This window comes from Solidesulfovibrio sp. C21 (assembly GCF_047785625.1).
Classification (GTDB): Bacteria; Desulfobacterota; Desulfovibrionia; order Desulfovibrionales; family Desulfovibrionaceae; genus Solidesulfovibrio.
Window position 1 is genome coordinate 14,294 of sequence record NZ_JBLODY010000031.1, and the last position, 20,967, is coordinate 35,260.

The window sequence follows — 20,967 nt, forward strand, 5'->3', positions numbered from 1 at the left end:
AGGCCGGTCTGCGAAGAGGGGGGGGCGGCACCGTCCTAAAATTTGTTTTTGGCCCGGGTCAGGGCCGCCTTGAGGTCGGAAAGCGCGGACTCGAACCCCTCCCGTAATTCGGCCAGGGCGTCGCCGCCGCCTTTGCGCAAAAGCGTCAGCTTGTAGCGGGCCTTGTCGTAGGTATCGAGCATGTGCTCGAGCTCCCCGGTCCAGCGGTCGAAATAATCCGGCCCCTTTCCCCGGGCTTCCCGGCGTGCTTCCTCGATTTTGGTCTTGTACTTGGCCAGCTGTTCTTCCAGGTCCACCCCGAAGGGTTTTTTTGTCTCCACGTCGTCCTCCCAGGGCTGCGAGTGCGACCGGAAAGATACCGGAAGGGCGCAAAGAGGGCAAGATTTTCAGGTGGCTGTAACATCTCTTGCCGGGCTGACGCCCGTCTGCTATGAAACGTTCGGGTAGAAAGTCCGGGCGAGAAACCCTTCCCGAACAGGGAAAAAGGTCCCGACCCCTTTCCAAGTTCCCAAGGCGACTTATGACTTACTCCAGACGAGCCATGCGAGGCGAACCGCTTGTGAAGGCACCCCGGGGACGCGCATGGAGGGTTTCGCCAACGGGAAGAAACGCTTAAATGAGGATTTGATCAAGGAGGAAGGCCATGAACGCGCGACTGCAAAAGATACTGGTGCTTTTTATGGCCGCCATGCTCGGTCTGGCGGTGCTTCCGGCCCGGTCCTTCGCCATCGGCGAGGCGGGGACCTTTTATGTGACGCCTGAATTCGGCGTCTACGGAACGAGCCAGAAGCAGGTGAACTCGATTATTACCTTCGGCGCTAGCGGCGGGTATTTCATCATGGACGGCCTGTCGATCGGCGCCGAGGCCCTGGCCTATTCGTTCGACCAGAAGAAGGAAGGCACGAATTACGGCGGCTACGAGCAGAATCCCTGGGCTTTTGGCGCCAATGCCCTGGTGCGCTTCTATCCGGTGCACACGGACAAGGCGGCCTTCTTCATCGGAACCGGTATCGGCGGCCTGTTCTCGAGCGACCGCATCCCGTATTACCGCAACGGTGGTCAGGGCCAGTACAGCAACCCGACCCTGCCTGTGGACGTGGGCTTTTCCGTGGCCATGACCCAGAACGTGGCCTTTGAACTGGTCGGCCGCTACCAGCGCATCGGCTTTGACGATCACGGCCTGGACGCCTGGGGCGGTCATGCCGGAATCCGCATCACATTCTAGGCTGACAAACGTCGGCAACTAGGGTAACAAGACAGGCCCTCCCGCCCACCATCGGGCGAGAGGGCCTGTTTTTTTCATGGTGAGTCCCATCGCCGCTTGACACGGGTTGGTGATGGGTCTATATGCCTCTGTCTTTGCCATACACTACGATTTTTTTGAACGGAGACGGCTATGCCCACGATCAACCAGCTTATTCGCAAGGCGCGGGCCCAGGTGACCAAGCGTCGCAAGACGCCCGCCCTGCAAGCCTGCCCGCAGCGACGGGGAGTGTGCACCCGTGTGTACACCACCACGCCGAAAAAGCCGAACTCGGCTTTGCGCAAGGTCGCCCGTGTGCGCCTGACCAACGGCATCGAGGTGACCTCTTACATTCCGGGCGAGGGCCACAACCTGCAGGAACACTCTGTGGTGATGATCCGGGGCGGCCGCGTCAAAGACCTTCCCGGCGTCCGGTATCATATTATCCGTGGCACGCTCGACACAGCCGGCGTTGCCGACCGTCGCCAGGGCCGTTCCAAGTACGGCGCCAAGCGGCCCAAGTAAGTTAAGGAGAGACGCGTATGCCGCGTAAAGGTCCGGTTTCCAAGCGTTCGGTGCTGCCCGATCCCAAGTTCGGCAGTCACCTGGTGACCAAGTTCATCAACCGTCTGATGTACGACGGAAAGAGGGGCGTGGCCGAGGGACTTTTCTATCAGGCCGTGGACGTGCTGGCCGAGAAGTCCGGCGAAGACCCCCTCAAGGCTTTCGAGAAGGCTGTGGCCAACGTCAAGCCCCACATGGAAGTCAAACCCCGCCGGGTCGGTGGTGCCACCTATCAGGTGCCCATGGAAGTCCGGCCCGAGCGGCAGCTCACCCTGGCCCTGCGCTGGCTGGTGGGTAACGCCCGGTCCCGGGGCGAGAAGGGCATGGCGGAGAAGTTGTCCGGCGAGCTGCTGGATGCCTATCATAATCGCGGCGGAGCCGTGAAAAAGAAAGAGGATACGCACCGCATGGCCGACGCCAACAAGGCGTTTGCCCATTACCGGTGGTAGTCGCACAAGGATAGCGTCGTGTCTAAGACTGTACCCATTGAGCGGCAACGCAATATCGGCATCATGGCCCACATCGATGCCGGAAAGACGACCACCACCGAACGTATTCTCTATTACACCGGGGTGTCGCACAAGATTGGCGAGGTCCATGATGGCCAGGCCACCATGGACTGGATGGTCCAAGAGCAGGAGCGCGGCATTACGATCACTTCCGCCGCCACCACTTGCTACTGGCGCGATCATCGCATCAACATCATCGACACGCCCGGCCACGTGGATTTTACCATCGAGGTGGAGCGGTCCTTGCGTGTCCTCGACGGGACGGTCGCCGTGTTCGATGCCGTTTCCGGCGTCGAACCCCAGTCCGAAACGGTCTGGCGGCAGGCCGAGCGCTACCACGTGCCCCGCATGAGCTTCGTCAACAAGATGGATCGCGTCGGCGCTGACTTTTTCCGTTGCGTCGACATGATCCGCGACCGCCTGGGCGCCAAGCCCGTGCCCCTGCAGATCCCCATCGGCTCCGAAGAGAATTTTCAGGGCGTGGTGGACATGATCCAGGGCAAGGCCGTCTATTTCGACACCGAGTCGCTCGGCAAGGAGTATGTCTACAAGGACATCCCGGCCGAGTTGATGGAGCGTTACGAAGAGCTGCATCAACACATGGTCGAGTCCATCGCCGAAGAGGACGAGGTCCTCATGGAGAAGTATCTCGGCGGCGAGGAGCTCACCCCCGAGGACCTGATCGCCGGCATTCGCAAGGCCACAATCAAGCTGGCCATCTGTCCGGTGCTGTGCGGTTCGGCGTTCAAGAACAAGGGCGTGCAGCCCCTGCTCGACGCGGTGGTCGACTTCCTGCCTTCGCCCCTCGATATCCCGCCCATGCAGGGCCACGATCCCGACAACGAGGAAAAGCTCATCGAGTGCCCGTGCGACGTGGACGCGCCTCTTGCCGCCCTGGCCTTCAAGCTCATGAGCGATCCGTTCATCGGCCACCTGACGTTTCTGCGCCTCTACTCCGGCCGTATCGAGACCGGCATGACGGTCCTCAACGCCAACACCGGCAAGAAGGAACGCATCGGCCGTCTGCTCAAGATGCACGCCAACAAGCGTGAGGAGATCAAGTCCGCCGACGCCGGCGACATCGTGGCCGCCGTGGGCATGAAGATCACCTCCACCGGCGACACGCTGTGCGCGGAAAACCGTCCCGTGGCCCTGGAATCGCTGAGCATCCCCGAGCCCGTCATCGAGGTCGCCATCGAGCCCAAGACCAAGGCCGACCGCGACACGCTGTCCCAGGCGCTCGGCAAGCTGGCCAAGGAAGACCCGTCCTTCCGTGTCAAGTCCGACGAGGAGTCGGGCCAGACGCTCATCGCCGGCATGGGTGAGCTGCACCTGGAGATCATCGTCGACCGCCTCATGCGCGAGTTCGGCGTCAACGCCAACGTCGGCGCGCCCCAGGTCGCCTACCGTGAGACCATCACCAAGGCGATCAAGAACGATCTGCGCTACGTCAAGCAGACCGGTGGCCGCGGCCAGTACGGCCATGTGGTGCTGGAAATCGAGCCCAAGGAAGACGGCGGCTACGAGTTCGTCAACAAGATCGTGGGCGGCGTCATTCCCAAGGAATATATTCCGGCTGTTGACAAAGGTATTCGCAATGCCATGAAAGGCGGGGTGATCGCCGGCTTCCCCCTGGTGGACGTCCGGGCCAAGTTGGTCTTCGGCTCCTACCACGAAGTCGACTCCTCGGAGCAGGCGTTTTTCATCTGCGCCTCCCAGTGCTTCAAGGAGGCTGTGCAGAAAGCCTCCCCCGTGCTGCTCGAGCCGATCATGGCCGTGGAAGTGGTTACGCCGGAAGAATATATGGGCGACGTCATGGGCGACTTGAACGGCCGTCGTGGCCGCATCGCCAAGATGGACTCCCGGGCCGGCTCTCAGATCATCACCGCCCACGTGCCCCTGTCGTCCATGTTCGGGTACGCCACGGACCTGCGCTCCAAATCGCAGGGCCGCGCCACCTTCAGCATGCAGTTCGACCACTACGAGAAGGTCCCGGCCGCTTTGGCCGAGGAAATAATGAAGAAGAAATAACGCCCGTGGCGAGACGGGCGAGGTGGAACATTAACGATCCGCAAGCGCGGATGTTCAGGGGGACGACATGGGCAAGGCGAAATTTGAGCGGAAAAAGCCGCACGTAAACATTGGCACCATCGGGCACATCGACCACGGCAAGACCACGCTGACGGCCGCGATCACGCGCCTGGCCAGCCTCAAGGGTTTTGGCGAATACGTTCCTTTCGATCAGATCGACAAGGCCCCCGAGGAAAAGGAACGCGGCATCACCATCGCCACGGCCCACGTGGAGTACGAGACTGAAAAGCGGCATTACGCTCACGTCGACTGCCCCGGTCACGCCGACTACATCAAGAACATGATCACCGGCGCGGCCCAGATGGACGGCGGCATCCTGGTGGTGGCCGCCACCGACGGCCCCATGCCCCAGACCCGTGAGCACATCCTGCTCGCCAGGCAGGTCGGCGTGCCCCAGCTCGTCGTCTTCATGAACAAGGTCGACCTGGTCGACGACCCCGAGTTGCTCGAACTCGTCGAACTCGAAGTGCGCGAGCTGCTCACCAAGTACGGCTTCCCCGGTGACGACATCCCGATCATCAAGGGTTCGGCGCTGAAGGCCCTCGAGGCCGAAGGCCCGGACAGCCCGGACGCCAAGCCGATCTTCGAGCTGCTTGACGCCTGCGACTCCTACATTCCCGAGCCCAAGCGCGACATCGACAAGCCGTACCTGATGCCCATCGAGGACGTGTTCTCCATCTCCGGCCGCGGCACCGTCGTCACCGGTCGTATCGAGCGCGGCATCATCACCGTGGGCGACGAAGTGGCGATTGTCGGCATCAAGGACACGGTCAAGACTACCTGCACCGGCGTTGAAATGTTCCGTAAGATCCTCGACCAGGGCCAGGCCGGCGACAACGTCGGCGTGCTGCTGCGCGGCGTCAAGCGCGACGATGTCGTACGCGGCCAGGTTCTGGCCAAGCCCGGCACCATCACGCCGCACCGCAAGTTCAAGGGCGAGGTCTACGTTCTCAACAAGGAAGAGGGCGGCCGCCACACCCCGTTTTTCACCGGCTACCGTCCCCAATTCTATTTCCGCACGACCGACATCACGGGCGTCGTGACCCTGGACGAGGGCGTCGAAATGGTGATGCCCGGCGACAACGCCACGTTCAACGTGGAGTTGATCGCCCCCATCGCCATGGAGAAGGGCCTGCGCTTCGCCATCCGCGAAGGCGGCCGTACCGTCGGCGCCGGCGTCGTGTCGGAAATCGTGGAGTAAATATCATGGTTTCCATGCAAAACGATCGCATTCGCATTAAGCTTAAGGCCTACGACTACCGCATCCTGGACAAGGCGGTGGCCGAGATCGTGGATACCGCGCGCAATACCGGTGCCGGCGTTGCCGGGCCGATCCCGCTGCCCACGGATATCAACAAGGTCACGGTCAACCGCTCCGTGCACGTGGACAAGAAGTCCCGCGAGCAGTTCGAGATGCGGGTTCACAAACGTCTTTTGGACATTATGGAGCCCACGCAGCAGACGGTGGACGCGCTTGGCAAGCTGAGCCTGCCCGCCGGTGTTGACGTGGAAATCAAGCTCTAAGGGAAGGTCGGCATGGCTGCCACGCTTGGAATTCTCGGCCGTAAACTGGGCATGACCCGGGTTTTCGGCGATGATGGTTCGATCATTCCGGTCACGGTCATTGAGGCCGGACCCTGCCCCGTCACCCAGGTGAAAACCGAGGAAAAAGACGGGTACAACGCCATGCAGATCGGGTTCGACACGATCCCGGAACGCAAGGTAACCAAGCCCGCCAAGGGGCATATGGACAAGGCCGGTCGCGGCTACTTCCGTACGCTTCGTGAGCTGCGCTGCGACGGCCCGGCCGCTTTTGAGCTGGGCATGGACGTCACTGTCGACATCTTCGCCCCGGGCGAGATCGTCAAAGTGACGGGCACCTCCATCGGCAAGGGCTTCGCCGGCGTTATGAAGCGCTGGAATTTCAAGGGTCTCAAAAAGACCCATGGTACGGAGAAAGCCCACCGCTCTGGCGGTTCCATCGGCAACAACACCGAACCGGGCAAGGTCATGAAAGGCAAACACATGGCCGGCCACATGGGCGCGCGCACCGTTACGGTGTCGGGCATCCAGGTCGTGGACGTGCGCCCGGAAATGAACCTGATCCTGGTCAAAGGCCAGGTGCCCGGGCCGCGCAACTGCGTGGTCATGGTACGCAAGCAGGGATAACGGGATAAAACGCCATGGCAAACGTAAAACTCTATGACCAGGGCCGCCAGGAAATCGGCGATGTCGAGCTGGCCCCCGAGGTCTTTGAAGTCGAAGTGCAGCCCGAGTTGCTGCATCTGGTCGTGCGCGCCCAGCTCGCTGCCAAGCGCGCCGGCACCCACAGTGTCAAAACCCGTAGCACCGTCCGCGGCGGCGGCAAGAAGCCCTGGCGGCAGAAGGGCACCGGTCGTGCCCGCGCCGGCTCCACCCGCTCGCCCATCTGGCGCGGCGGCGCCGTCGTACACGGGCCCCAGCCCCGTGACTATACCTTCAAGGTCAACCGCAAGGTGCGCTTGCTGGCCCTGCGCATGGCCCTGTCGGCCAAGCTGGGCGACGATTCCCTGGTGCTGGTGGACGCCCTTTCCGTGCCCGAGGTCAAGACCAAGCACATGGCCAAGGTGACAACGGACTTCGGACTGAAAAAAGCCTTGATTGTTCTGCCCGCTTCGGATAACAATCTCGAGCTTTCCGCCAGAAACCTTCCCGGCATCAAAGTGGTCCGGGAGGATATGCTCAACGTGTACGACGTCCTGCGCTACGAACATCTGGTCATGGTCAAGGACGCGGCCCTGAAGGTCCAGGAGAGGCTCGGTCATGGAGTACGCTAACATCCTTTTGCGGCCCCTGGTTTCCGAAAAGGCCACGATGGTGAAGGACGCCGCCAACCAGGTGGTTTTTTTCGTCCACCCCGAGGCGAACAAGATCGAGATCGCCCGGGCCGTGGAAAAGGCTTTTTCGGTCAAGGTCAATTCCGTCCGGGTCGTTCGGCGCCGTCCGCTGGCCCGCTCGCGCATGGGCAAGGTGACGGGACGCATCCCGGGCTACAAGAAAGCCTACGTGACCCTGGCGCAGGGTGATAAAATAGAGTTCTTCGAAGGGGTTTAGTCATGTCCATCCGCAAGCTTAAGCCCACGTCGCCCGGTCGGCGGTTCCAGACGGTCTCCACCTTCGAGGAGATCACCCGGACCGAGCCCGAACGGTCCCTGTGCGAGGGACTTCCCCGCGCTTCCGGCCGCAACTGCTATGGCCGGATCACCTCGCGGCGTCGGGGCGGCGGCAACAAGCGCGTCTACCGCATCATCGACTTCAAGCGCGACAAGTTCGGCGTGCCGGCCACGGTGTTTTCCGTGGAGTATGACCCGAATCGTAGCGCCCGTATCGCGCTTTTGCATTACGCCGATGGTGAAAAGCGTTACATTTTGGCGCCGGTTGGGATTTCCGTCGGCGATCAGGTGAGCGCCGGTGACGGCTCGGACATCAAGCCCGGCAATGCGCTGGAGCTCAAGAAGATCCCGGTCGGTACCCTTTTGCACAACATCGAGTTGACCCCGGGCCGGGGCGGGCAGATCTGCCGCGCCGCCGGCACCTACGCCCAGCTCGTGGCCAAGGAGGGCAAGTATGCCCTGTTGCGTCTGCCCTCGGGCGAAGTGCGCAACATCCTGGCCACCTGCCTGGCCACCGTCGGCCAGGTCGGCAACGTGATGCACGAGAATATTTCCATCGGCAAGGCCGGGCGTAACCGCTGGCTGGGCAACCGCCCCAAAGTCCGCGGCGTGGCCATGAACCCCGTCGACCATCCGCTGGGCGGCGGCGAGGGCAAAAGCTCAGGCGGCCGTCACCCGGTTACTCCGTGGGGCAAGCCGACCAAGGGCTACAAGACCAGAAACAAGAAAAAGCCCTCGTCCAAGCTCATCGTCAAGCGGCGCGGACAAAAGTAAGGGGATTAGCCTATGCCTCGTTCGCTGAAAAAAGGCCCGTTCGTCGACGGGCACCTGGAAAAAAAGGTCACCTACGCCGTGGAGAACAAGGACCGCCATGTGATCAAGACGTGGTCGCGCCGGTCCATGATCCTGCCCGAGATGGTGGGGCTCACCTTCGCCGTCCACAACGGCAAGAAGTTCATCCCGGTGTTCGTCTCCGAGAACATGGTCGGCCACAAGCTTGGCGAGTTCGCCCCCACGCGGACCTTCCACGGCCATGCCGCGGACAAGAAAAGCAAAGTGAAAAAGTAGCCGGGGATCGTTCCCGGCCGGGATAAAGCCATGGAAGCCAAAGCGAGAGCCAAATTCATCCGCGTGTCGCCCCAGAAGGCGCGGCTCGTTGCCGCCAACATTCTTGGCCGTCCGGTTGAGGAGGCCATGAATATACTGAAGTTCACACCCAAGAAGTCGGCCAAGCTCATCGGCAAAGTCTTAGGTTCTGCCGTGGCCAATGCCGAGCAGATTTCGGGTGTTGACATCGACAACCTCACGGTCAAACAGGTGATCGTCAATCCCGGGCCGACCTGGAAGCGCATCATGACGCGCTCCATGGGCCGCGCCTTTAGGATCGTCAAGCGCACGAGCCATATCACCGTCGTCGTGGCCGAGAACTAGGAGCGACACTATGGGCCAGAAAGTACATCCCTACGGGTTCCGGCTCGGGTACAACAAGAATTGGCTGTCCCGCTGGTTTTCCAAAAAGGATTATCCCGCGTTCGTTTTCGAGGACAACAATATTCGCAAGTTCGTTAAAAAGAACCTGTACCACGCCGGTATTTCCAAAATCGAGATCGAACGGGCCGGGGGCAAGATCCGCCTGATCATCCACACCGCCCGCCCCGGCATCGTCATCGGCCGCAAGGGCACGGAGATCGAGAAGGTCCGCGGCGATCTCAAGCAGCGCTTCGGCCGCGAATTCACGGTCGAGGTCAACGAGATCCGCCGTCCGGAGATCGATTCCCAGCTGGTGGCCGAGAACATCGCCCTGCAGTTGGAGCGCCGTGTGGCCTTCCGCCGGGCCATGAAGCGCACGGTCGGCCTCTCGCGCAAGTTCGGCGCCGAGGGCATCAAGGTTTCCTGTGCCGGCCGTCTGGCCGGGGCGGAAATCGCCCGCTCCGAATGGTACCGCGACGGCCGCGTGCCGCTGCAGACCCTGCGCGCCGACATCGACTACGGCTTTGCCATCGCCAAGACGACCTACGGCGTCATCGGGGTCAAGGTCTGGATTTTCAAAGGCGAGATTCTTGATCATGAGGTGGAAGCGTAATGTTGGCTCCAAAAAAAACCAAGTATCGCAAGATGCAGAAGGGCCGCCTGCGCGGTCCGGCCACCAAAGGCGCCTCCATCGACTTTGGTGATATCGGCATCAAGGCCCTGGAGCACGGCAAGCTGACCAGCCAGCAGATCGAGGCCGCCCGTGTCGCCATCATGCGGCACATCAAGCGCGGCGGGAAGGTCTGGATTCGCGTCTTCCCGGATCGCGTCAAGACGGAAAAGCCGGCCGAAGTCCGTCAAGGTAAAGGTAAAGGGGCGCCCGTGGGCTGGTTTGCTCCGGTCAAGCCCGGTCGCATGCTCTACGAGATCAAGGGCGTTGATCTGGAAACGGCCAAGGAAGCCTTGACCCGTGCCCAGCACAAGCTGCCGATCAAGACCAAGATCGTGGCCAAGGAGGGCGTTTAGCCATGAAGACCGCCGAACTGCGTGAACTCGACGGAAACGGCTTGGCCCAAAAGCTTGGCGAGTCCCGCGAGGAGCTCTTCAAGCTGCGTTTCCAGCACGCCACCGCCCAGCTGGAAAAGACGCATCGCCTGCGTCAGGTGCGTAAGGATATCGCGCGCATCCTGACCGTGCAAAACGAAAAAAAGCGCCAAGCCTAACTGGGGTTCGCCATGGAAGAACATAAGAGCAACCGCCGGGTGCTGACCGGCGTCGTCGTTTCCGACAAGGCCGACAAGACCATTACGGTCATGGTCGAGACCTTGGTCAAGCATCCGTTGTTTAAGAAGTACATTCGCCGTCGGAAAAAATTCATGGCCCACGATCCGCAAAATGATTGCGGCGTCGGCGATATGGTCAGCATCATCGAGCATCGCCCGCTGTCTGCCCGTAAGCGCTGGCATCTCGTGAAAATCATGGAAAAAGCGGTTTAGGAGCAAGGCCATGATCCAGGTAGAAACCCAGCTCGACGTGGCGGACAATTCCGGCGCCAAGAAGGTCAGCTGCATCAAGGTTCTCGGCGGCTCCCGTCGCCGTTACGCCTCGGTTGGCGACATCATTGTGGTGGCCGTGAAGGACGCCCTGCCCAATTCCAAGGTGAAAAAGGGCGCGGTGATGAAGGCTGTTGTGGTGCGCACCAAGAAAGAAGTGGGGCGGCCCGACGGATCCTTCATCAAGTTCGACAACAACTCGGCCGTGCTGCTGTCGGCCCAGCTCGAACCTGTCGGCACCCGTATCTTCGGACCGGTGGCCCGCGAGCTGCGTCAGAAAAACTTCATGAAAATCGTGTCGCTGGCGCCGGAAGTCCTGTAGGACGCCGCTCCACGCCATCGAGGACGCCATGAAAACGTATCGGATTCGTAAGAACGACAAGGTGATGGTCACCACCGGCAAGGACAAGGGCAAGGTGGGCAAGGTGCTCAAGATCCTGCCCAAGAAGAATGCCGTGCTGGTGGAAAAGGTGAACATGGTCAAGCGCCACACCAAGGCCAATCCCTACGCCAAGATTCCCGGCGGGATCGTCGAAAAGGAAGCGCCCCTGGACATCTCCAATGTGGCTTTTCTGTGTGACGGTTGCGCTAAACCTGCCAAGATCGGTTATAAAGAAACCGTCGACGGCAAAAAAGTCCGCTTCTGCAAGAAGTGCGGACGCGAAATCGCTTGAGGAGAAAGGAACACGGTATGACCCGCCTGGAACAAATTTATGCCGAGAAGATCGCCCCGGAGCTCAAAAAAGAGTTCGGGTACACTTCCAGCATGCAAATCCCCCGGCTTTCCTTCATTTCGCTCAACATGGGTTTGGGCGAAGCGGGCAACAACAACAAGCTCATTGAGGAAGCTGTGGTCGAGCTGACCGCCATTTCGGGACAGAAGGCCGTTGTGACGCGTGCCCGCAAGTCCATCGCGGCGTTTAAGCTCCGGGAGGGCATGCCGGTGGGGTGCCGTGTGACTCTTCGCCGGATGCGCATGTGGGATTTCCTTGACAAACTGATTAACTTCGCGCTGCCCCGGGTCCGCGACTTTCGCGGCGTGCCCGATCGTGGCTTCGACGGACGCGGCAATTTCACACTCGGCATCCGGGAGCATACGATTTTCCCGGAAATCAACGTGGATCGCGTCGAACACGTCAAGGGCATGAACGTCACTATCGTCACGACGGCGCAGTCCGACAAGGAGGGGAAGATGTTCCTCGACCAACTCGGTATGCCGTTTAAAAAGTAAGGAGATCGGACGTGGCCCGCAAATCTTTGATGGTGAAAGCCAGCCGCAAGCCGAAGTTTTCAACCAGAGCGTATAACCGCTGTCCCATCTGCGGTCGTCCCAGGGCGTTTTTACGCAAGTACGGCGTTTGCCGCATTTGCTTCCGTAACATGTCGCTGACCGGTCAAATGCCGGGCGTGCGCAAGTCGAGCTGGTAAGCTAAGGAGAAGGACGCCATGTCGGTGACCGACCCCATTTCCGATATGCTGGCCCGCATTCGTAACGCGCATCACGCGCTGCATGCGGAATTGGCCATCCCGGCCTCAATACTCAAGGCCTCCATCGCCGCCATCCTGAAGGACGAAGGCTATATTGCCGACTTCGCGGTGAACGAGAGCACCTTGTCCATCAACTTGAAGTACGATGGCGGCAAGCCGCTCATCGCCGGACTCAAGCGGGTGAGCAAGCCTGGCCGCCGTGTCTACGTCGGCGCCGGCTCCATCCCCAAGGTCCAAAATGGCCTGGGCATCAGCATCCTGTCCACTTCCAGGGGCATCCTGGAAGGCGGCAAGGCCCAGGAGCTCCACGTCGGCGGCGAGCTCCTGTGCGAAATCTGGTAAGAAGACAAGTCGCGGAGAAGATGTCATGTCCAGGATAGGAAAACGCGAAATCGAGCTGCCTTCCGGCGTGTCCGTGGAGGTCGCGAGCGAAGCGGTGATGGTCAAGGGCCCCAAGGGGCAGTTGTCCACGCCCAAGCATCCGAAAATTGAATACTCGGTCGAGTCCGGCAAGGTGCATGTGAGCCGTGTGGACGACACGCGCCTGGCCCGGGCCCAGCACGGCCTGCGCCGCACCCTTCTGGCCAACCTGGTCGAGGGTGTGAGCAAGGGCTTCACCAAAACCCTTGAAGTCATCGGCGTCGGCTACAAGGTCGCCACCTCCGGCCACACCGTGACGCTTTCCGTCGGCTACTCGCATCCGGTCGACTTCAAACTGCCGACCGGCATCGAGGCCAAGGTCGAGGGCAACAAGCTCACGCTGACCGGCATCGACAAGGTGCTTCTCGGCGAGACTGCCGCCCGTATCCGCCGTGTGCGTCCGCCCGAGCCGTTTAAGGGCAAGGGCATCAAGTACGAGACCGAAACCATTCGCCGCAAGGCCGGTAAGTCCGGCGGCAAGAAATAGGACCGCATCATGAAGATGAGTAAGACCCTGGCGCGTGCGCGCCGGAAAGTCCGCATCCGCAAGAAGCTGGTCGGCAGCGCCGAGCGTCCCCGCCTGGTTGTGTTCCGGTCCAACCGGCACATCTATGCCCAGGTGATCGACGATCTCTCCGGCCAGACCCTGGTATCTTCCTCGAGCCTGACCCTGGGCAAGGCCGACGTGCCGCTCAAGGCCGACAAGGAAGCCGCAACCAAGGTCGGCAAGGATCTGGCGCAAAAGGCCCTGGAACGCAAAATTGAAGCCGTTGTCTTTGACCGAAGCGGCTACCTCTACCACGGCAGGATCAAAGCCCTTGCCGACGGAGCCCGGGATGGCGGCCTCAAATTCTAATCGACGTAAGGATGACGGCATGGACCAACAGTCCGACCTCGGACAGATCGAAAAGATCGTGTACCTCAACCGCGTGGCCAAGGTCGTCAAAGGCGGCCGCCGGTTCAGCTTCAGCGCCCTGGTCGTCGTCGGCGACGGCAAAGGGTCGGTGGGCTGCGGACTCGGCAAGGCCAACGAGGTCCCCGAGGCCATCCGCAAGGCCACCGAGCAGGCCAGAAAAGGCATGATCAGCATTCCCCTGCTCGACGGCACGTTGCCCTACGAGGTTCTTGGCCAGTTCGGTGCCGGCCGCGTCATGCTCAAACCCGCTTCCAAGGGTACCGGCATCATCGCCGGCGGCCCGGTGCGGGCGATCATGGAAGCCTGCGGCGTCAACGACATCCTGACCAAGGCCATCGGCACCAACAATCCGCACAATGTCCTGCGCGCCACCATGGAAGGTCTGGCTTCGCTGCGCAGCGCCGAGAGCGTCGGCGCCATGCGCGGCAAGGCTCTGGCCACCCCGCGCAAATAAGGGAGACCGCCATGGCTACGATTACCGTCAAGCTGCTCAAAAGGCGCTACGGCAATACGCCCAAGCAGCGCGGCACGCTGGCCGCGCTTGGGCTGAAAAAGATTCGGCAGGAACGTTCCTTCGAGAAGTCCGACACCGTGCTCGGCATGATCGAGAAGGTCAAGCATCTGGTTGAGGTTACCGAATCATGAAACTCCACGAGATCTATCCGTTCCCCGAGGAGCGCGCCAGCCGCAAGCGCCTTGGTCGCGGCCGCGCCACCGGTCAGGGCTGCACCGCCGGCAAGGGTAACAAGGGCCAGAATGCCCGTGCGGGCGTTTCCGAACGCCCCTGGTTCGAAGGCGGCCAGATGCCCTTGGCCCGTCGGCTGCCCAAACGGGGATTTAAGAACTACAAGTTCAAGATCGTCTACCAGCCGCTGAATCTGGAACGGCTCTTGTCCGCTTTCGCGGGCAAGACCGAGATCAGCCTGGACGACATTTACGAGCGTGGCCTGGCCAGTGCGGGCGCGTTGGTGAAGATCCTGAGCCAGGGTGACGTGTCTTCGGCCGTGACCGTTGAGGCCCATCGCTTCAGCGCCAAGGCCGCCGAGAAGATCACCGCTGCCGGCGGCAAGGCCGTGATGCTCGGCGCCGTCGAAGCCGAACCCGCAACCGAAGCATAACGGAAGTTGCAGTGGCACTTACCGGAGTCGAAAATCTGGCCCGTCTGCCGGAGCTGAAAAAAAAGCTCCTTTGGACGTTTTTTCTGGTGGCCATCTACCGTATCGGCGTGCATGTGCCGGTACCGGGGGTGGATTCGACCGCGCTGGCGGATTTCTTCGAGAGCGCCAAGAACACCCTGTTCGGCCTCTTCGATATGTTCTCCGGCGGCGGTTTGCGTAACCTTTCCATCTTCGCCCTGGGAATCATGCCCTACATCTCCTCCTCCATCATCATCCAGTTGCTGACCGTGGTCAGCCCCGAACTGGCCAAGATGCAAAAGGAGGAGGGGGCGGCCGGGCGCAAGAAGATCACCCAATACACCCGCTACGGCACGGTGCTCATCACCATCATCCAGGGCTTCGGCATTGCCGTGGGCCTGGAGAGCATGGCCAGCCCGACCGGCGCGCCGGTGGTCATCATGGCCGGCTGGAGCTTTCGGCTCATGACCATCCTGACCTTGACCGCGGGCACGATCTTCCTGATGTGGCTTGGCGAGTTGATGACCGAGAAAGGCATCGGCAACGGCATTTCCATGATCATCTATGCCGGTATCGTGGCCGGGTTGCCCCGGGCCGTGCTGTCCACCTTCGATCTGCTCAAGGCCGGTGAGATTTCGCTTTTCGTCCTTGTGTTCCTCGTGGTGCTGATGCTGGCCGTCCTGGCCGCCATCGTGTTCATGGAGCGCGGGCAGCGGCGCATCCCCATCCAATACGCCAAGCGCATGGTGGGGCGTAAAATGTATGGCGGGCAGACCACGCATCTGCCGCTCCGGGTCAATACCGCCGGCGTGATTCCGCCCATTTTCGCCTCCTCCATCCTGCTTTTCCCGGCGACTTTGGGCGAGTTCTCCAGCGTACCGTGGCTCAAAAGCGTGGCCGCTTTTTTCAGCCCCCAGACGATCACCTACAATGTGATCTTCGTGACGCTGATCGTCTTCTTTTGTTACTTTTATACGGCCATCATTTTTGATCCGGCCGATATTGCCGAAAATATCCGCAAGCAAGGTGGGTTCATCCCGGGTATTCGTCCCGGGGCCAAGACCAAGGAGTTCATCGACAAGGTCTTGGCGCGCATCACGCTTTGGGGTTCACTCTATATATCCGTGGTCTGCGTGTTGCCTATGGTGATGATCCAGCAATTCAACGTGCCGTTCTACTTCGGTGGCACCTCGCTTCTGATTGTTGTTGGCGTCGCCATGGATTTCATGTCGCAGATCGAGTCCTATCTGATCTCCCGACAGTATGAGGGTCTCATGCAGAAGGGGAGGATCAAGGGCAGGTAGTCGTTTTGAAGAAGGTCAGGGGGATATTCCTCAAAAATGACCTTGAGATTGCTTCCATGCGGCAGGCTTGTCGGATCGTGGCCATCATTTTGCAAGAGATGACGGAAGCGGTCAAGCCGGGTGTGCGGACCATGCAATTCGAGGAGATCGCACGCAAACGGTGTGATGATTTCAAGGTCAAGCCGGCATTTCTGGGCATGTACGGATTTCCTTACGCCTTGTGTTGCTCGGTCAACGAAGAAGTCGTGCATGGCTTTCCGTCCGACCGGGAGCTCAAGGAAGGGGACATCGTCAGTTTCGACATGGGCGTGGTCTACGACGGGTTTTACGGCGATGCGGCCACGACCGCCCCGGTGGGGCAGATCGACGAGGCCGCAACGACGCTTTTGCAGGTGACGCGGGAATCGCTGGCAACGGGCATCACCAACGCTCGGACCGGCAATGACCTGTATGATATTTCGCGGGCCGTGCAAAAATATGTTGAAGGACATGGCCTAAGTGTTGTAAAACGATTTGTTGGTCACGGCATCGGGAGGAAGCTTCACGAAAAGCCCGAAATCCCGAATTTCGAGCCGCAGGACGCCCACCCCGTACCGTTGCAGCCCGGGATGGTGCTGGCCATCGAACCCATGGTGACCGCCGGTGGCCCCGACGTCGAAGTGCTGTCCGACAATTGGACGGCCGTGACCAAGGACCGCAGCCTCTCGGCTCATTTCGAGCACACGGTGGCAGTGACCAAAAACGGACCTCGGATTTTAAGCCTGGTTGATTGATGCGACCGATGCCGGTAGGCACCGGTCGTTTCCATCGCCGGGATACGGAGAGAGAGCGACATGAAAGTCAGACCTTCGGTGAAAAAACTTTGTCCTAAGTGCAAAATCATCCGGCGTCACGGCGTGGTTCGGGTGATCTGCGAGAACCCCCGGCACAAACAGCGTCAGGGATAACGGAGGAACGTCGTGGCCAGAATCGCGGGAGTCGACCTTCCCAAAAATAAGCGGATGGATATCGCGCTGACCTACATCTTCGGCATCGGCCGTTCCACGGCCCTGACGATCCTTGAGGCAACAGGCGTCGATTGGACGAAAAATTCAGACGCCCTCACCCCCGAGGAAACCAACACCATCCGCAAGGAAATCGAGGCCAATTTCAAGGTCGAGGGCGATTTGCGGCGTGATGTAACCGCCAATATCAAGCGCCTCATGGACATCGGCTGCTATCGTGGGTTTCGCCACCGTCGCGGGCTTCCCTGCCGCGGACAGCGCACCCACACCAATTCGCGCACCCGCAAGGGCCCGCGTCGCGGCGTGATGGCCAAGAAGAAAAAGTAACCGTAAACAACCACGCGACGAGCCCGCTACGGGCCGTTTCGGAGATATATCCATGGCGAAACCGCGCCGCATTGGCAAAAAGGAACGCAAGAACATTCCCGTGGGTGTGGCCCACATTCAGGCCTCGTTTAACAACACCATCGTGACCTTCACTGACCAGAAGGGCAACGTGGTGAGCTGGGCCACCTCTGGCGGCGCTGGTTTCAAGGGGTCGCGCAAATCCACCCCCTTCGCCGCGCAGGTTGCGGCTGAAAACGCTGCCCGCAAGGCCCAGGAAAACGGCATGCGTACCGTCGGCATCCTGGTCAAGGGGCCGGGCTCGGGACGTGAGGCCGCCATGCGCGCCATTCACAATGCCGGGTTCAAGGTCAGCTTCATCCGCGACATCACGCCCATTCCCCACAACGGCTGTCGTCCGCCCAAACGGCGTCGCGTCTAAGGTGCGACGCGCCTGGTCGGGGCACCGGGCAGAAGCGGAAATATTTCGAGCAGGCCCCTTGGGGGCCTGAAGTGGCATTCGGTTCGCCGCGGGGCCATCCCGGCCCGACTGCACGCAACCAGACGAGAAAGCGGGACCGGGAATAAATACGCAAGACGGTCCGCGGCACATTGAGGAGGAACGACCTTGGCACGATACACAGAAGCGAAATGCCGGATTTGCCGCCGTGAAGGGGCGAAGCTGTTTTTGAAGGGCGATCGCTGCTATACCGATAAGTGCGCTTACGAGCGCCGTCCGTATGCCCCCGGGCAGCACGGCCGGATTCGCAAAAAGGTGAGCGACTACGCTGTTATGTTGCGCGAGAAGCAAAAGACCCGCCGCATGTACGGCATCCTGGAAGGGCAGTTCCGCGCCTATTTCCAGCGCGCCGACATGAAAAAAGGCGTCACCGGCGAAAACCTGCTTTGCTTTCTCGAGCGGCGCATGGACAACGTGATCTACCGCCTCGGTTTCGCCACTTCGCGCAACCAGGCCCGCCAGTTCGTGCGGCACGGCATCTTTACCGTCAACGGCCGCCGCGTGACCATCCCTTCGCTCCAGGTCAAGGTCGGCGACGTCATCGAAGTGCGTGAGCGCAACCGCCAGTCCCCCATCATCCTGGAGGCCCAGCAGGTCATCGCCCGTCGTGGCTGCCCGGCTTGGCTCGAAGTGGACGGCGAGAAGCTCAAAGGCAAGGTCAACGCCCTGCCCACCCGCGAGGACGTGCAGTTCCCGATCAACGAGCAGCTCATCGTCGAGCTTTACTCCAAGTAATCGGCAAAGTACGCTTTGCATAAGGTGACGCCATGTTGATTCGCAACGGCCAACGGCTCATCAACTCCCGGAACTGGACCGAGTTGGTCAAGCCGGAAACCCTTGAACGGGATTCCGACTCGACCGATACCCACGGTCGGTTCGTGTGCGAGCCCCTGGAACGAGGGTTCGGCACCACACTCGGCAATGCGTTGCGCCGGGTGCTGTTGTCTTCCCTCCAGGGCGCGGCCATCGTCGCCGCCCGCATTGAGGGCGTGCAGCACGAGTTCTCGACCATCCCGGGAGTCATCGAGGATGTGACCGAAATCATCCTCAACCTCAAACAGGTCCGGCTGGCCATGGCCACCGAAGACCCGCAGCGGCTGACGCTTTTCGCCAATAAAAAAGGCGAGGTTCTGGCCAGCGCCATCCAGGGCAACCAGAATGTTTCGGTCTTAAGCGAGGATGTGCTGATTGCCACCCTTTCCGATGACCGCGACTTCCGCATCGAACTCGAAGTGCGTATGGGCAAGGGCTATGTCACGGCCGACATGCACGAGGGGCTCGATTCGGAAATCGGCCTGATCCTGCTTGATTCCAGCTTTTCGCCGGTCAAGAAGGTGGCCTACACCATCGAACAGGCCCGCGTCGGCCAGATGACCAACTACGACAAGCTTGTGCTTGAGGTGGATACCGACGGCTCCATCTCTCCTGAGGACGCCATTTCCTACAGCGCCAAGATCCTCAAGGACCAGCTGACTGTCTTTATCAACTTCGACGAGAAAGAGTCCGAAGCCGACAAGGCTCGCCGCCGCGACGACATCGAACTCAATCCCAGCCTTTTCAAAAGCATAGACGAGCTCGAACTTTCCGTGCGCGCGACCAACTGCTTAAAGTCCGCCAACATCCAAACTGTCGGCGAACTCATGCAGAAGACCGAAAACGAGATGCTCAAGACCAAGAACTTCGGCAAGAAGTCCCTTGAGGAAATTCGCCGGGTGCTTGAAGACATGGGCCTGGAATTCGGCATGCGCATCGAGAACTTCGAGCAAAAATACCAGGAATGGCTCAAGAGGAAGCAGGTCGATGAGACATAAAAAATCCGGACGCAAATTTGGCAGGTCCGCCCCCCATCGGAAGGCCATGCTGCGTAATATGGCGCGCTCGCTTCTTGTCCACGAGCGCATTCGTACCACCGAACACAAGGCCAAGGAGTTGCGCGGCGTTGTCGAGCATCTGGTGACCCTGTCCCAGACCGACAGCGTGCACGCCCGTCGCCTGGCCTACAAGGTTCTGGAGAACCACCAGCTGGTCGCCCGCCTCTTCGACGAGGTCGGTCCCCGTTTTCGCGGACAGGGTGGCGGGTACACCCGCGTGGTCAAGCTGAGCCTGCCGCGAAACGGCGATTGCGCCGCCATGGCCATCATCGAGCTGACCCGCCGTGAGGGCGAGGCGGCCGTCGAGGCCAAGCCCGCTCCCGCCGCCACTCCCGCCGAGACGCCGGCTGCCCCGGCCGAAGGCGAGTCTCAGGAATAGTATCAGGCAGGGCCGGTTATACGGCCCTGCTTTTTTTTTACGCGTATCTATAGTTTTTTTCTATGGGAAGGATGGCGGAGATGGATGTTCGTCGTCTTCAGGCCTTTGCCAAAGTCTATGATTTGCGCAGTTTTTCCAAGGCCGGCGAGGAGCTCATGCTGTCCCAGCCGACGATCAGCGCCCACATCATGGCCTTGGAAGAGGAACTCGGGGCACAGCTTTTCGATCGTCTTGGCCGCACCGTGCTGCCGACCCAGGCCGGCGACGTGCTCCATCGCTACTGCACCACCATCTTCAGTCAGCTTGACATGGCCAAGGCCGATATCCTGGCCTTGTCCCAGCGGGTCTCCGGGGACCTTGTCATCGGCGGCAGCACCATCCCGGCCCAATACATCATTCCCGGACTCGTGGCCCGTTTTCTCAACCAGTATCCCGAAGTGCGCGTGGACCTGCGCGGCGGCGACACCTCGGAAATCACGGCCATGGTGGCGGCCGGCGAGTCCCATGTGGGCATCATCGGCGCGCCGGCGCGACAGCCGGAGCTGGCCTGCCGGTCGATCCTTGAGGACTCGCTGGTTCTTGTCGGTTCCCGCGCCCAGGCCCTTGTCCGTCCTGACGGCGACGACTGGCGGCAACGCCTGACCGAACTGCCCTGGGTCATGCGCGAACCGGGGTCCGGCACGCGACAGGCCATGGAAGAGGGACTTGCCGCGGCCGGCGTCGACCCGCGGCACCTGCGTACGGTGTTGCAGGTGCATTCGTCGCTGGCGGTGCTTGAATGCGTGGCCGCCGGTCTCGGGGTGTCGGTCGTATCCCGTATGGCCGCCCGCGGTTACCTGGAAAGCGGGGCGGTGACGCTTCTGGAAACGCCGGGACTGGTCATGCGGCGCAGTTTCTATATCGTTTATCACGGCCGGCGCTATATGTTTCCCGCCTTGCGTTTTTTTTTGGCGGCCAGCGAAAGCCTGTAGGACCTTTCCCAAACGACAAAGCCCGCCCCGGCCTGGACCGGAGCGGGCTTTT

At 60.8% G+C, this 20,967-nt stretch carries 36 protein-coding genes; 35 read left to right on the plus strand and 1 reads right to left on the minus strand.

Features of this window, described 5'->3' with window-relative positions:
- Positions 1 to 35: 35 nt before the first annotated feature.
- Positions 36 to 320 carry a hypothetical protein gene (locus tag ACMZ6R_RS10885; protein ID WP_416111276.1) on the minus strand — a complete coding sequence of 95 codons (285 nt, stop codon included), beginning with the start codon at positions 318 to 320 and terminating at the stop codon, positions 36 to 38.
- Positions 321 to 643: 323 nt separating this feature from the next.
- On the opposite strand from ACMZ6R_RS10885, the gene ACMZ6R_RS10890 reads away from it, so the two are divergent.
- The 35 genes from ACMZ6R_RS10890 to ACMZ6R_RS11060 all read left to right on the plus strand — a co-directional run bounded on the left by ACMZ6R_RS10890 (position 644) and on the right by ACMZ6R_RS11060 (position 20,915).
- A complete protein-coding gene (locus tag ACMZ6R_RS10890) occupies positions 644 to 1,225 on the plus strand; it encodes an outer membrane beta-barrel protein (protein ID WP_416111278.1) in 582 nt (193 codons plus the stop codon).
- Between the two features lie 171 nt (positions 1,226 to 1,396).
- Positions 1,397 to 1,768 (plus strand): 30S ribosomal protein S12, encoded by a 372-nt coding sequence (gene rpsL / locus ACMZ6R_RS10895; RefSeq protein ID WP_416111280.1) that lies wholly within the window; start codon positions 1,397 to 1,399, stop codon positions 1,766 to 1,768.
- A 17-nt stretch (positions 1,769 to 1,785) separates the two neighbouring features.
- Positions 1,786 to 2,256, plus strand: coding sequence for a 30S ribosomal protein S7 (gene rpsG / locus ACMZ6R_RS10900; RefSeq protein WP_416111282.1), 471 nt, complete (start codon positions 1,786 to 1,788; stop codon positions 2,254 to 2,256).
- Positions 2,257 to 2,274: 18 nt separating this feature from the next.
- A complete protein-coding gene (gene fusA, locus ACMZ6R_RS10905; protein WP_416111284.1) occupies positions 2,275 to 4,347 on the plus strand; it encodes an elongation factor G in 2,073 nt (690 codons plus the stop codon).
- Between the two features lie 67 nt (positions 4,348 to 4,414).
- Positions 4,415 to 5,608: an elongation factor Tu gene (gene tuf / locus ACMZ6R_RS10910; RefSeq protein WP_416111286.1), complete on the plus strand. Its 1,194-nt coding sequence runs from the start codon at positions 4,415 to 4,417 to the stop codon at positions 5,606 to 5,608.
- A 5-nt stretch (positions 5,609 to 5,613) separates the two neighbouring features.
- Positions 5,614 to 5,931, plus strand: coding sequence for a 30S ribosomal protein S10 (gene rpsJ, locus ACMZ6R_RS10915; RefSeq protein WP_005993023.1), 318 nt, complete (start codon positions 5,614 to 5,616; stop codon positions 5,929 to 5,931).
- A gap of 12 nt (positions 5,932 to 5,943) precedes the next feature.
- Entirely contained in the window at positions 5,944 to 6,576 is a 633-nt protein-coding gene (gene rplC / locus ACMZ6R_RS10920; protein WP_416111289.1) for a 50S ribosomal protein L3, read from the plus strand.
- Positions 6,577 to 6,590: 14 nt separating this feature from the next.
- Positions 6,591 to 7,223: a 50S ribosomal protein L4 gene (rplD, locus tag ACMZ6R_RS10925; protein ID WP_416111291.1), complete on the plus strand. Its 633-nt coding sequence runs from the start codon at positions 6,591 to 6,593 to the stop codon at positions 7,221 to 7,223.
- Positions 7,210 to 7,500, plus strand: a complete 291-nt coding sequence (gene rplW, locus ACMZ6R_RS10930) for a 50S ribosomal protein L23 (RefSeq protein WP_416111293.1) — start codon at positions 7,210 to 7,212, stop codon at positions 7,498 to 7,500. The genes rplD and rplW overlap by 14 nt, the downstream gene beginning before the upstream one ends.
- A 2-nt stretch (positions 7,501 to 7,502) precedes the next feature.
- The gene (gene rplB, locus ACMZ6R_RS10935; RefSeq protein WP_416111295.1) at positions 7,503 to 8,333 is read left to right on the plus strand and encodes a 50S ribosomal protein L2; all 831 of its coding nucleotides are present in this window, start codon (positions 7,503 to 7,505) and stop codon (positions 8,331 to 8,333) included.
- Positions 8,334 to 8,345: 12 nt separating this feature from the next.
- Entirely contained in the window at positions 8,346 to 8,627 is a 282-nt protein-coding gene (rpsS, locus tag ACMZ6R_RS10940) for a 30S ribosomal protein S19 (RefSeq protein ID WP_416111297.1), read from the plus strand.
- Between the two features lie 30 nt (positions 8,628 to 8,657).
- Positions 8,658 to 8,990, plus strand: a complete 333-nt coding sequence (rplV, locus tag ACMZ6R_RS10945; protein WP_005993029.1) for a 50S ribosomal protein L22 — start codon at positions 8,658 to 8,660, stop codon at positions 8,988 to 8,990.
- A gap of 10 nt (positions 8,991 to 9,000) precedes the next feature.
- Positions 9,001 to 9,642: a 30S ribosomal protein S3 gene (rpsC, locus tag ACMZ6R_RS10950; RefSeq protein ID WP_416111299.1), complete on the plus strand. Its 642-nt coding sequence runs from the start codon at positions 9,001 to 9,003 to the stop codon at positions 9,640 to 9,642.
- Entirely contained in the window at positions 9,642 to 10,055 is a 414-nt protein-coding gene (gene rplP, locus ACMZ6R_RS10955) for a 50S ribosomal protein L16 (RefSeq protein ID WP_416111301.1), read from the plus strand. Before rpsC ends, rplP begins: the two co-directional genes overlap by 1 nt.
- Positions 10,056 to 10,057: 2 nt before the next feature.
- Entirely contained in the window at positions 10,058 to 10,252 is a 195-nt protein-coding gene (rpmC, locus tag ACMZ6R_RS10960; protein WP_416111303.1) for a 50S ribosomal protein L29, read from the plus strand.
- A gap of 12 nt (positions 10,253 to 10,264) precedes the next feature.
- Entirely contained in the window at positions 10,265 to 10,525 is a 261-nt protein-coding gene (gene rpsQ / locus ACMZ6R_RS10965) for a 30S ribosomal protein S17 (RefSeq protein ID WP_416111305.1), read from the plus strand.
- A gap of 10 nt (positions 10,526 to 10,535) precedes the next feature.
- Positions 10,536 to 10,904: a 50S ribosomal protein L14 gene (gene rplN / locus ACMZ6R_RS10970; protein ID WP_005993035.1), complete on the plus strand. Its 369-nt coding sequence runs from the start codon at positions 10,536 to 10,538 to the stop codon at positions 10,902 to 10,904.
- A 28-nt stretch (positions 10,905 to 10,932) separates the two neighbouring features.
- A complete protein-coding gene (rplX, locus tag ACMZ6R_RS10975; protein WP_416111307.1) occupies positions 10,933 to 11,256 on the plus strand; it encodes a 50S ribosomal protein L24 in 324 nt (107 codons plus the stop codon).
- Between the two features lie 17 nt (positions 11,257 to 11,273).
- Positions 11,274 to 11,813: a 50S ribosomal protein L5 gene (gene rplE, locus ACMZ6R_RS10980; protein ID WP_416111309.1), complete on the plus strand. Its 540-nt coding sequence runs from the start codon at positions 11,274 to 11,276 to the stop codon at positions 11,811 to 11,813.
- An 11-nt stretch (positions 11,814 to 11,824) separates the two neighbouring features.
- Entirely contained in the window at positions 11,825 to 12,010 is a 186-nt protein-coding gene (locus ACMZ6R_RS10985; RefSeq protein WP_416111311.1) for a type Z 30S ribosomal protein S14, read from the plus strand.
- An 18-nt stretch (positions 12,011 to 12,028) separates the two neighbouring features.
- Positions 12,029 to 12,412, plus strand: coding sequence for a 30S ribosomal protein S8 (gene rpsH, locus ACMZ6R_RS10990; RefSeq protein ID WP_416111313.1), 384 nt, complete (start codon positions 12,029 to 12,031; stop codon positions 12,410 to 12,412).
- Positions 12,413 to 12,437: 25 nt separating this feature from the next.
- On the plus strand, positions 12,438 to 12,977 hold the full coding sequence (gene rplF / locus ACMZ6R_RS10995) for a 50S ribosomal protein L6 (protein ID WP_416111315.1): 540 nt from the start codon (positions 12,438 to 12,440) through the stop codon (positions 12,975 to 12,977).
- Positions 12,978 to 12,986: 9 nt separating this feature from the next.
- Complete coding sequence (rplR, locus tag ACMZ6R_RS11000) at positions 12,987 to 13,346, plus strand: 50S ribosomal protein L18 (protein ID WP_416111317.1); 360 nt, start codon at positions 12,987 to 12,989, stop codon at positions 13,344 to 13,346.
- 19 nt (positions 13,347 to 13,365) lie between these two features.
- Entirely contained in the window at positions 13,366 to 13,860 is a 495-nt protein-coding gene (gene rpsE, locus ACMZ6R_RS11005) for a 30S ribosomal protein S5 (RefSeq protein WP_416111319.1), read from the plus strand.
- A gap of 11 nt (positions 13,861 to 13,871) precedes the next feature.
- On the plus strand, positions 13,872 to 14,051 hold the full coding sequence (rpmD, locus tag ACMZ6R_RS11010) for a 50S ribosomal protein L30 (RefSeq protein ID WP_416111321.1): 180 nt from the start codon (positions 13,872 to 13,874) through the stop codon (positions 14,049 to 14,051).
- Positions 14,048 to 14,524, plus strand: coding sequence for a 50S ribosomal protein L15 (rplO, locus tag ACMZ6R_RS11015; RefSeq protein WP_416111323.1), 477 nt, complete (start codon positions 14,048 to 14,050; stop codon positions 14,522 to 14,524). The genes rpmD and rplO overlap by 4 nt, the downstream gene beginning before the upstream one ends.
- Before the next feature lie 11 nt (positions 14,525 to 14,535).
- Positions 14,536 to 15,846 carry a preprotein translocase subunit SecY gene (gene secY / locus ACMZ6R_RS11020; RefSeq protein WP_416111325.1) on the plus strand — a complete coding sequence of 437 codons (1,311 nt, stop codon included), beginning with the start codon at positions 14,536 to 14,538 and terminating at the stop codon, positions 15,844 to 15,846.
- A 5-nt stretch (positions 15,847 to 15,851) separates the two neighbouring features.
- Positions 15,852 to 16,619: a type I methionyl aminopeptidase gene (gene map / locus ACMZ6R_RS11025; RefSeq protein WP_416111327.1), complete on the plus strand. Its 768-nt coding sequence runs from the start codon at positions 15,852 to 15,854 to the stop codon at positions 16,617 to 16,619.
- A gap of 60 nt (positions 16,620 to 16,679) precedes the next feature.
- Complete coding sequence (rpmJ, locus tag ACMZ6R_RS11030) at positions 16,680 to 16,793, plus strand: 50S ribosomal protein L36 (protein ID WP_081458447.1); 114 nt, start codon at positions 16,680 to 16,682, stop codon at positions 16,791 to 16,793.
- A 12-nt stretch (positions 16,794 to 16,805) separates the two neighbouring features.
- Positions 16,806 to 17,177 carry a 30S ribosomal protein S13 gene (gene rpsM / locus ACMZ6R_RS11035; RefSeq protein WP_416111329.1) on the plus strand — a complete coding sequence of 124 codons (372 nt, stop codon included), beginning with the start codon at positions 16,806 to 16,808 and terminating at the stop codon, positions 17,175 to 17,177.
- A gap of 52 nt (positions 17,178 to 17,229) precedes the next feature.
- The gene (gene rpsK / locus ACMZ6R_RS11040) at positions 17,230 to 17,616 is read left to right on the plus strand and encodes a 30S ribosomal protein S11 (RefSeq protein ID WP_416111331.1); all 387 of its coding nucleotides are present in this window, start codon (positions 17,230 to 17,232) and stop codon (positions 17,614 to 17,616) included.
- Positions 17,617 to 17,802: 186 nt separating this feature from the next.
- Positions 17,803 to 18,429 (plus strand): 30S ribosomal protein S4, encoded by a 627-nt coding sequence (gene rpsD / locus ACMZ6R_RS11045; protein WP_416111333.1) that lies wholly within the window; start codon positions 17,803 to 17,805, stop codon positions 18,427 to 18,429.
- Between the two features lie 32 nt (positions 18,430 to 18,461).
- Positions 18,462 to 19,505 carry a DNA-directed RNA polymerase subunit alpha gene (locus ACMZ6R_RS11050; protein WP_416111335.1) on the plus strand — a complete coding sequence of 348 codons (1,044 nt, stop codon included), beginning with the start codon at positions 18,462 to 18,464 and terminating at the stop codon, positions 19,503 to 19,505.
- The gene (gene rplQ / locus ACMZ6R_RS11055) at positions 19,495 to 19,944 is read left to right on the plus strand and encodes a 50S ribosomal protein L17 (RefSeq protein ID WP_416111337.1); all 450 of its coding nucleotides are present in this window, start codon (positions 19,495 to 19,497) and stop codon (positions 19,942 to 19,944) included. The genes ACMZ6R_RS11050 and rplQ overlap by 11 nt, the downstream gene beginning before the upstream one ends.
- 80 nt (positions 19,945 to 20,024) lie before the next feature.
- Positions 20,025 to 20,915, plus strand: coding sequence for a selenium metabolism-associated LysR family transcriptional regulator (locus ACMZ6R_RS11060; RefSeq protein WP_416111339.1), 891 nt, complete (start codon positions 20,025 to 20,027; stop codon positions 20,913 to 20,915).
- Positions 20,916 to 20,967 lie beyond the last annotated feature (52 nt).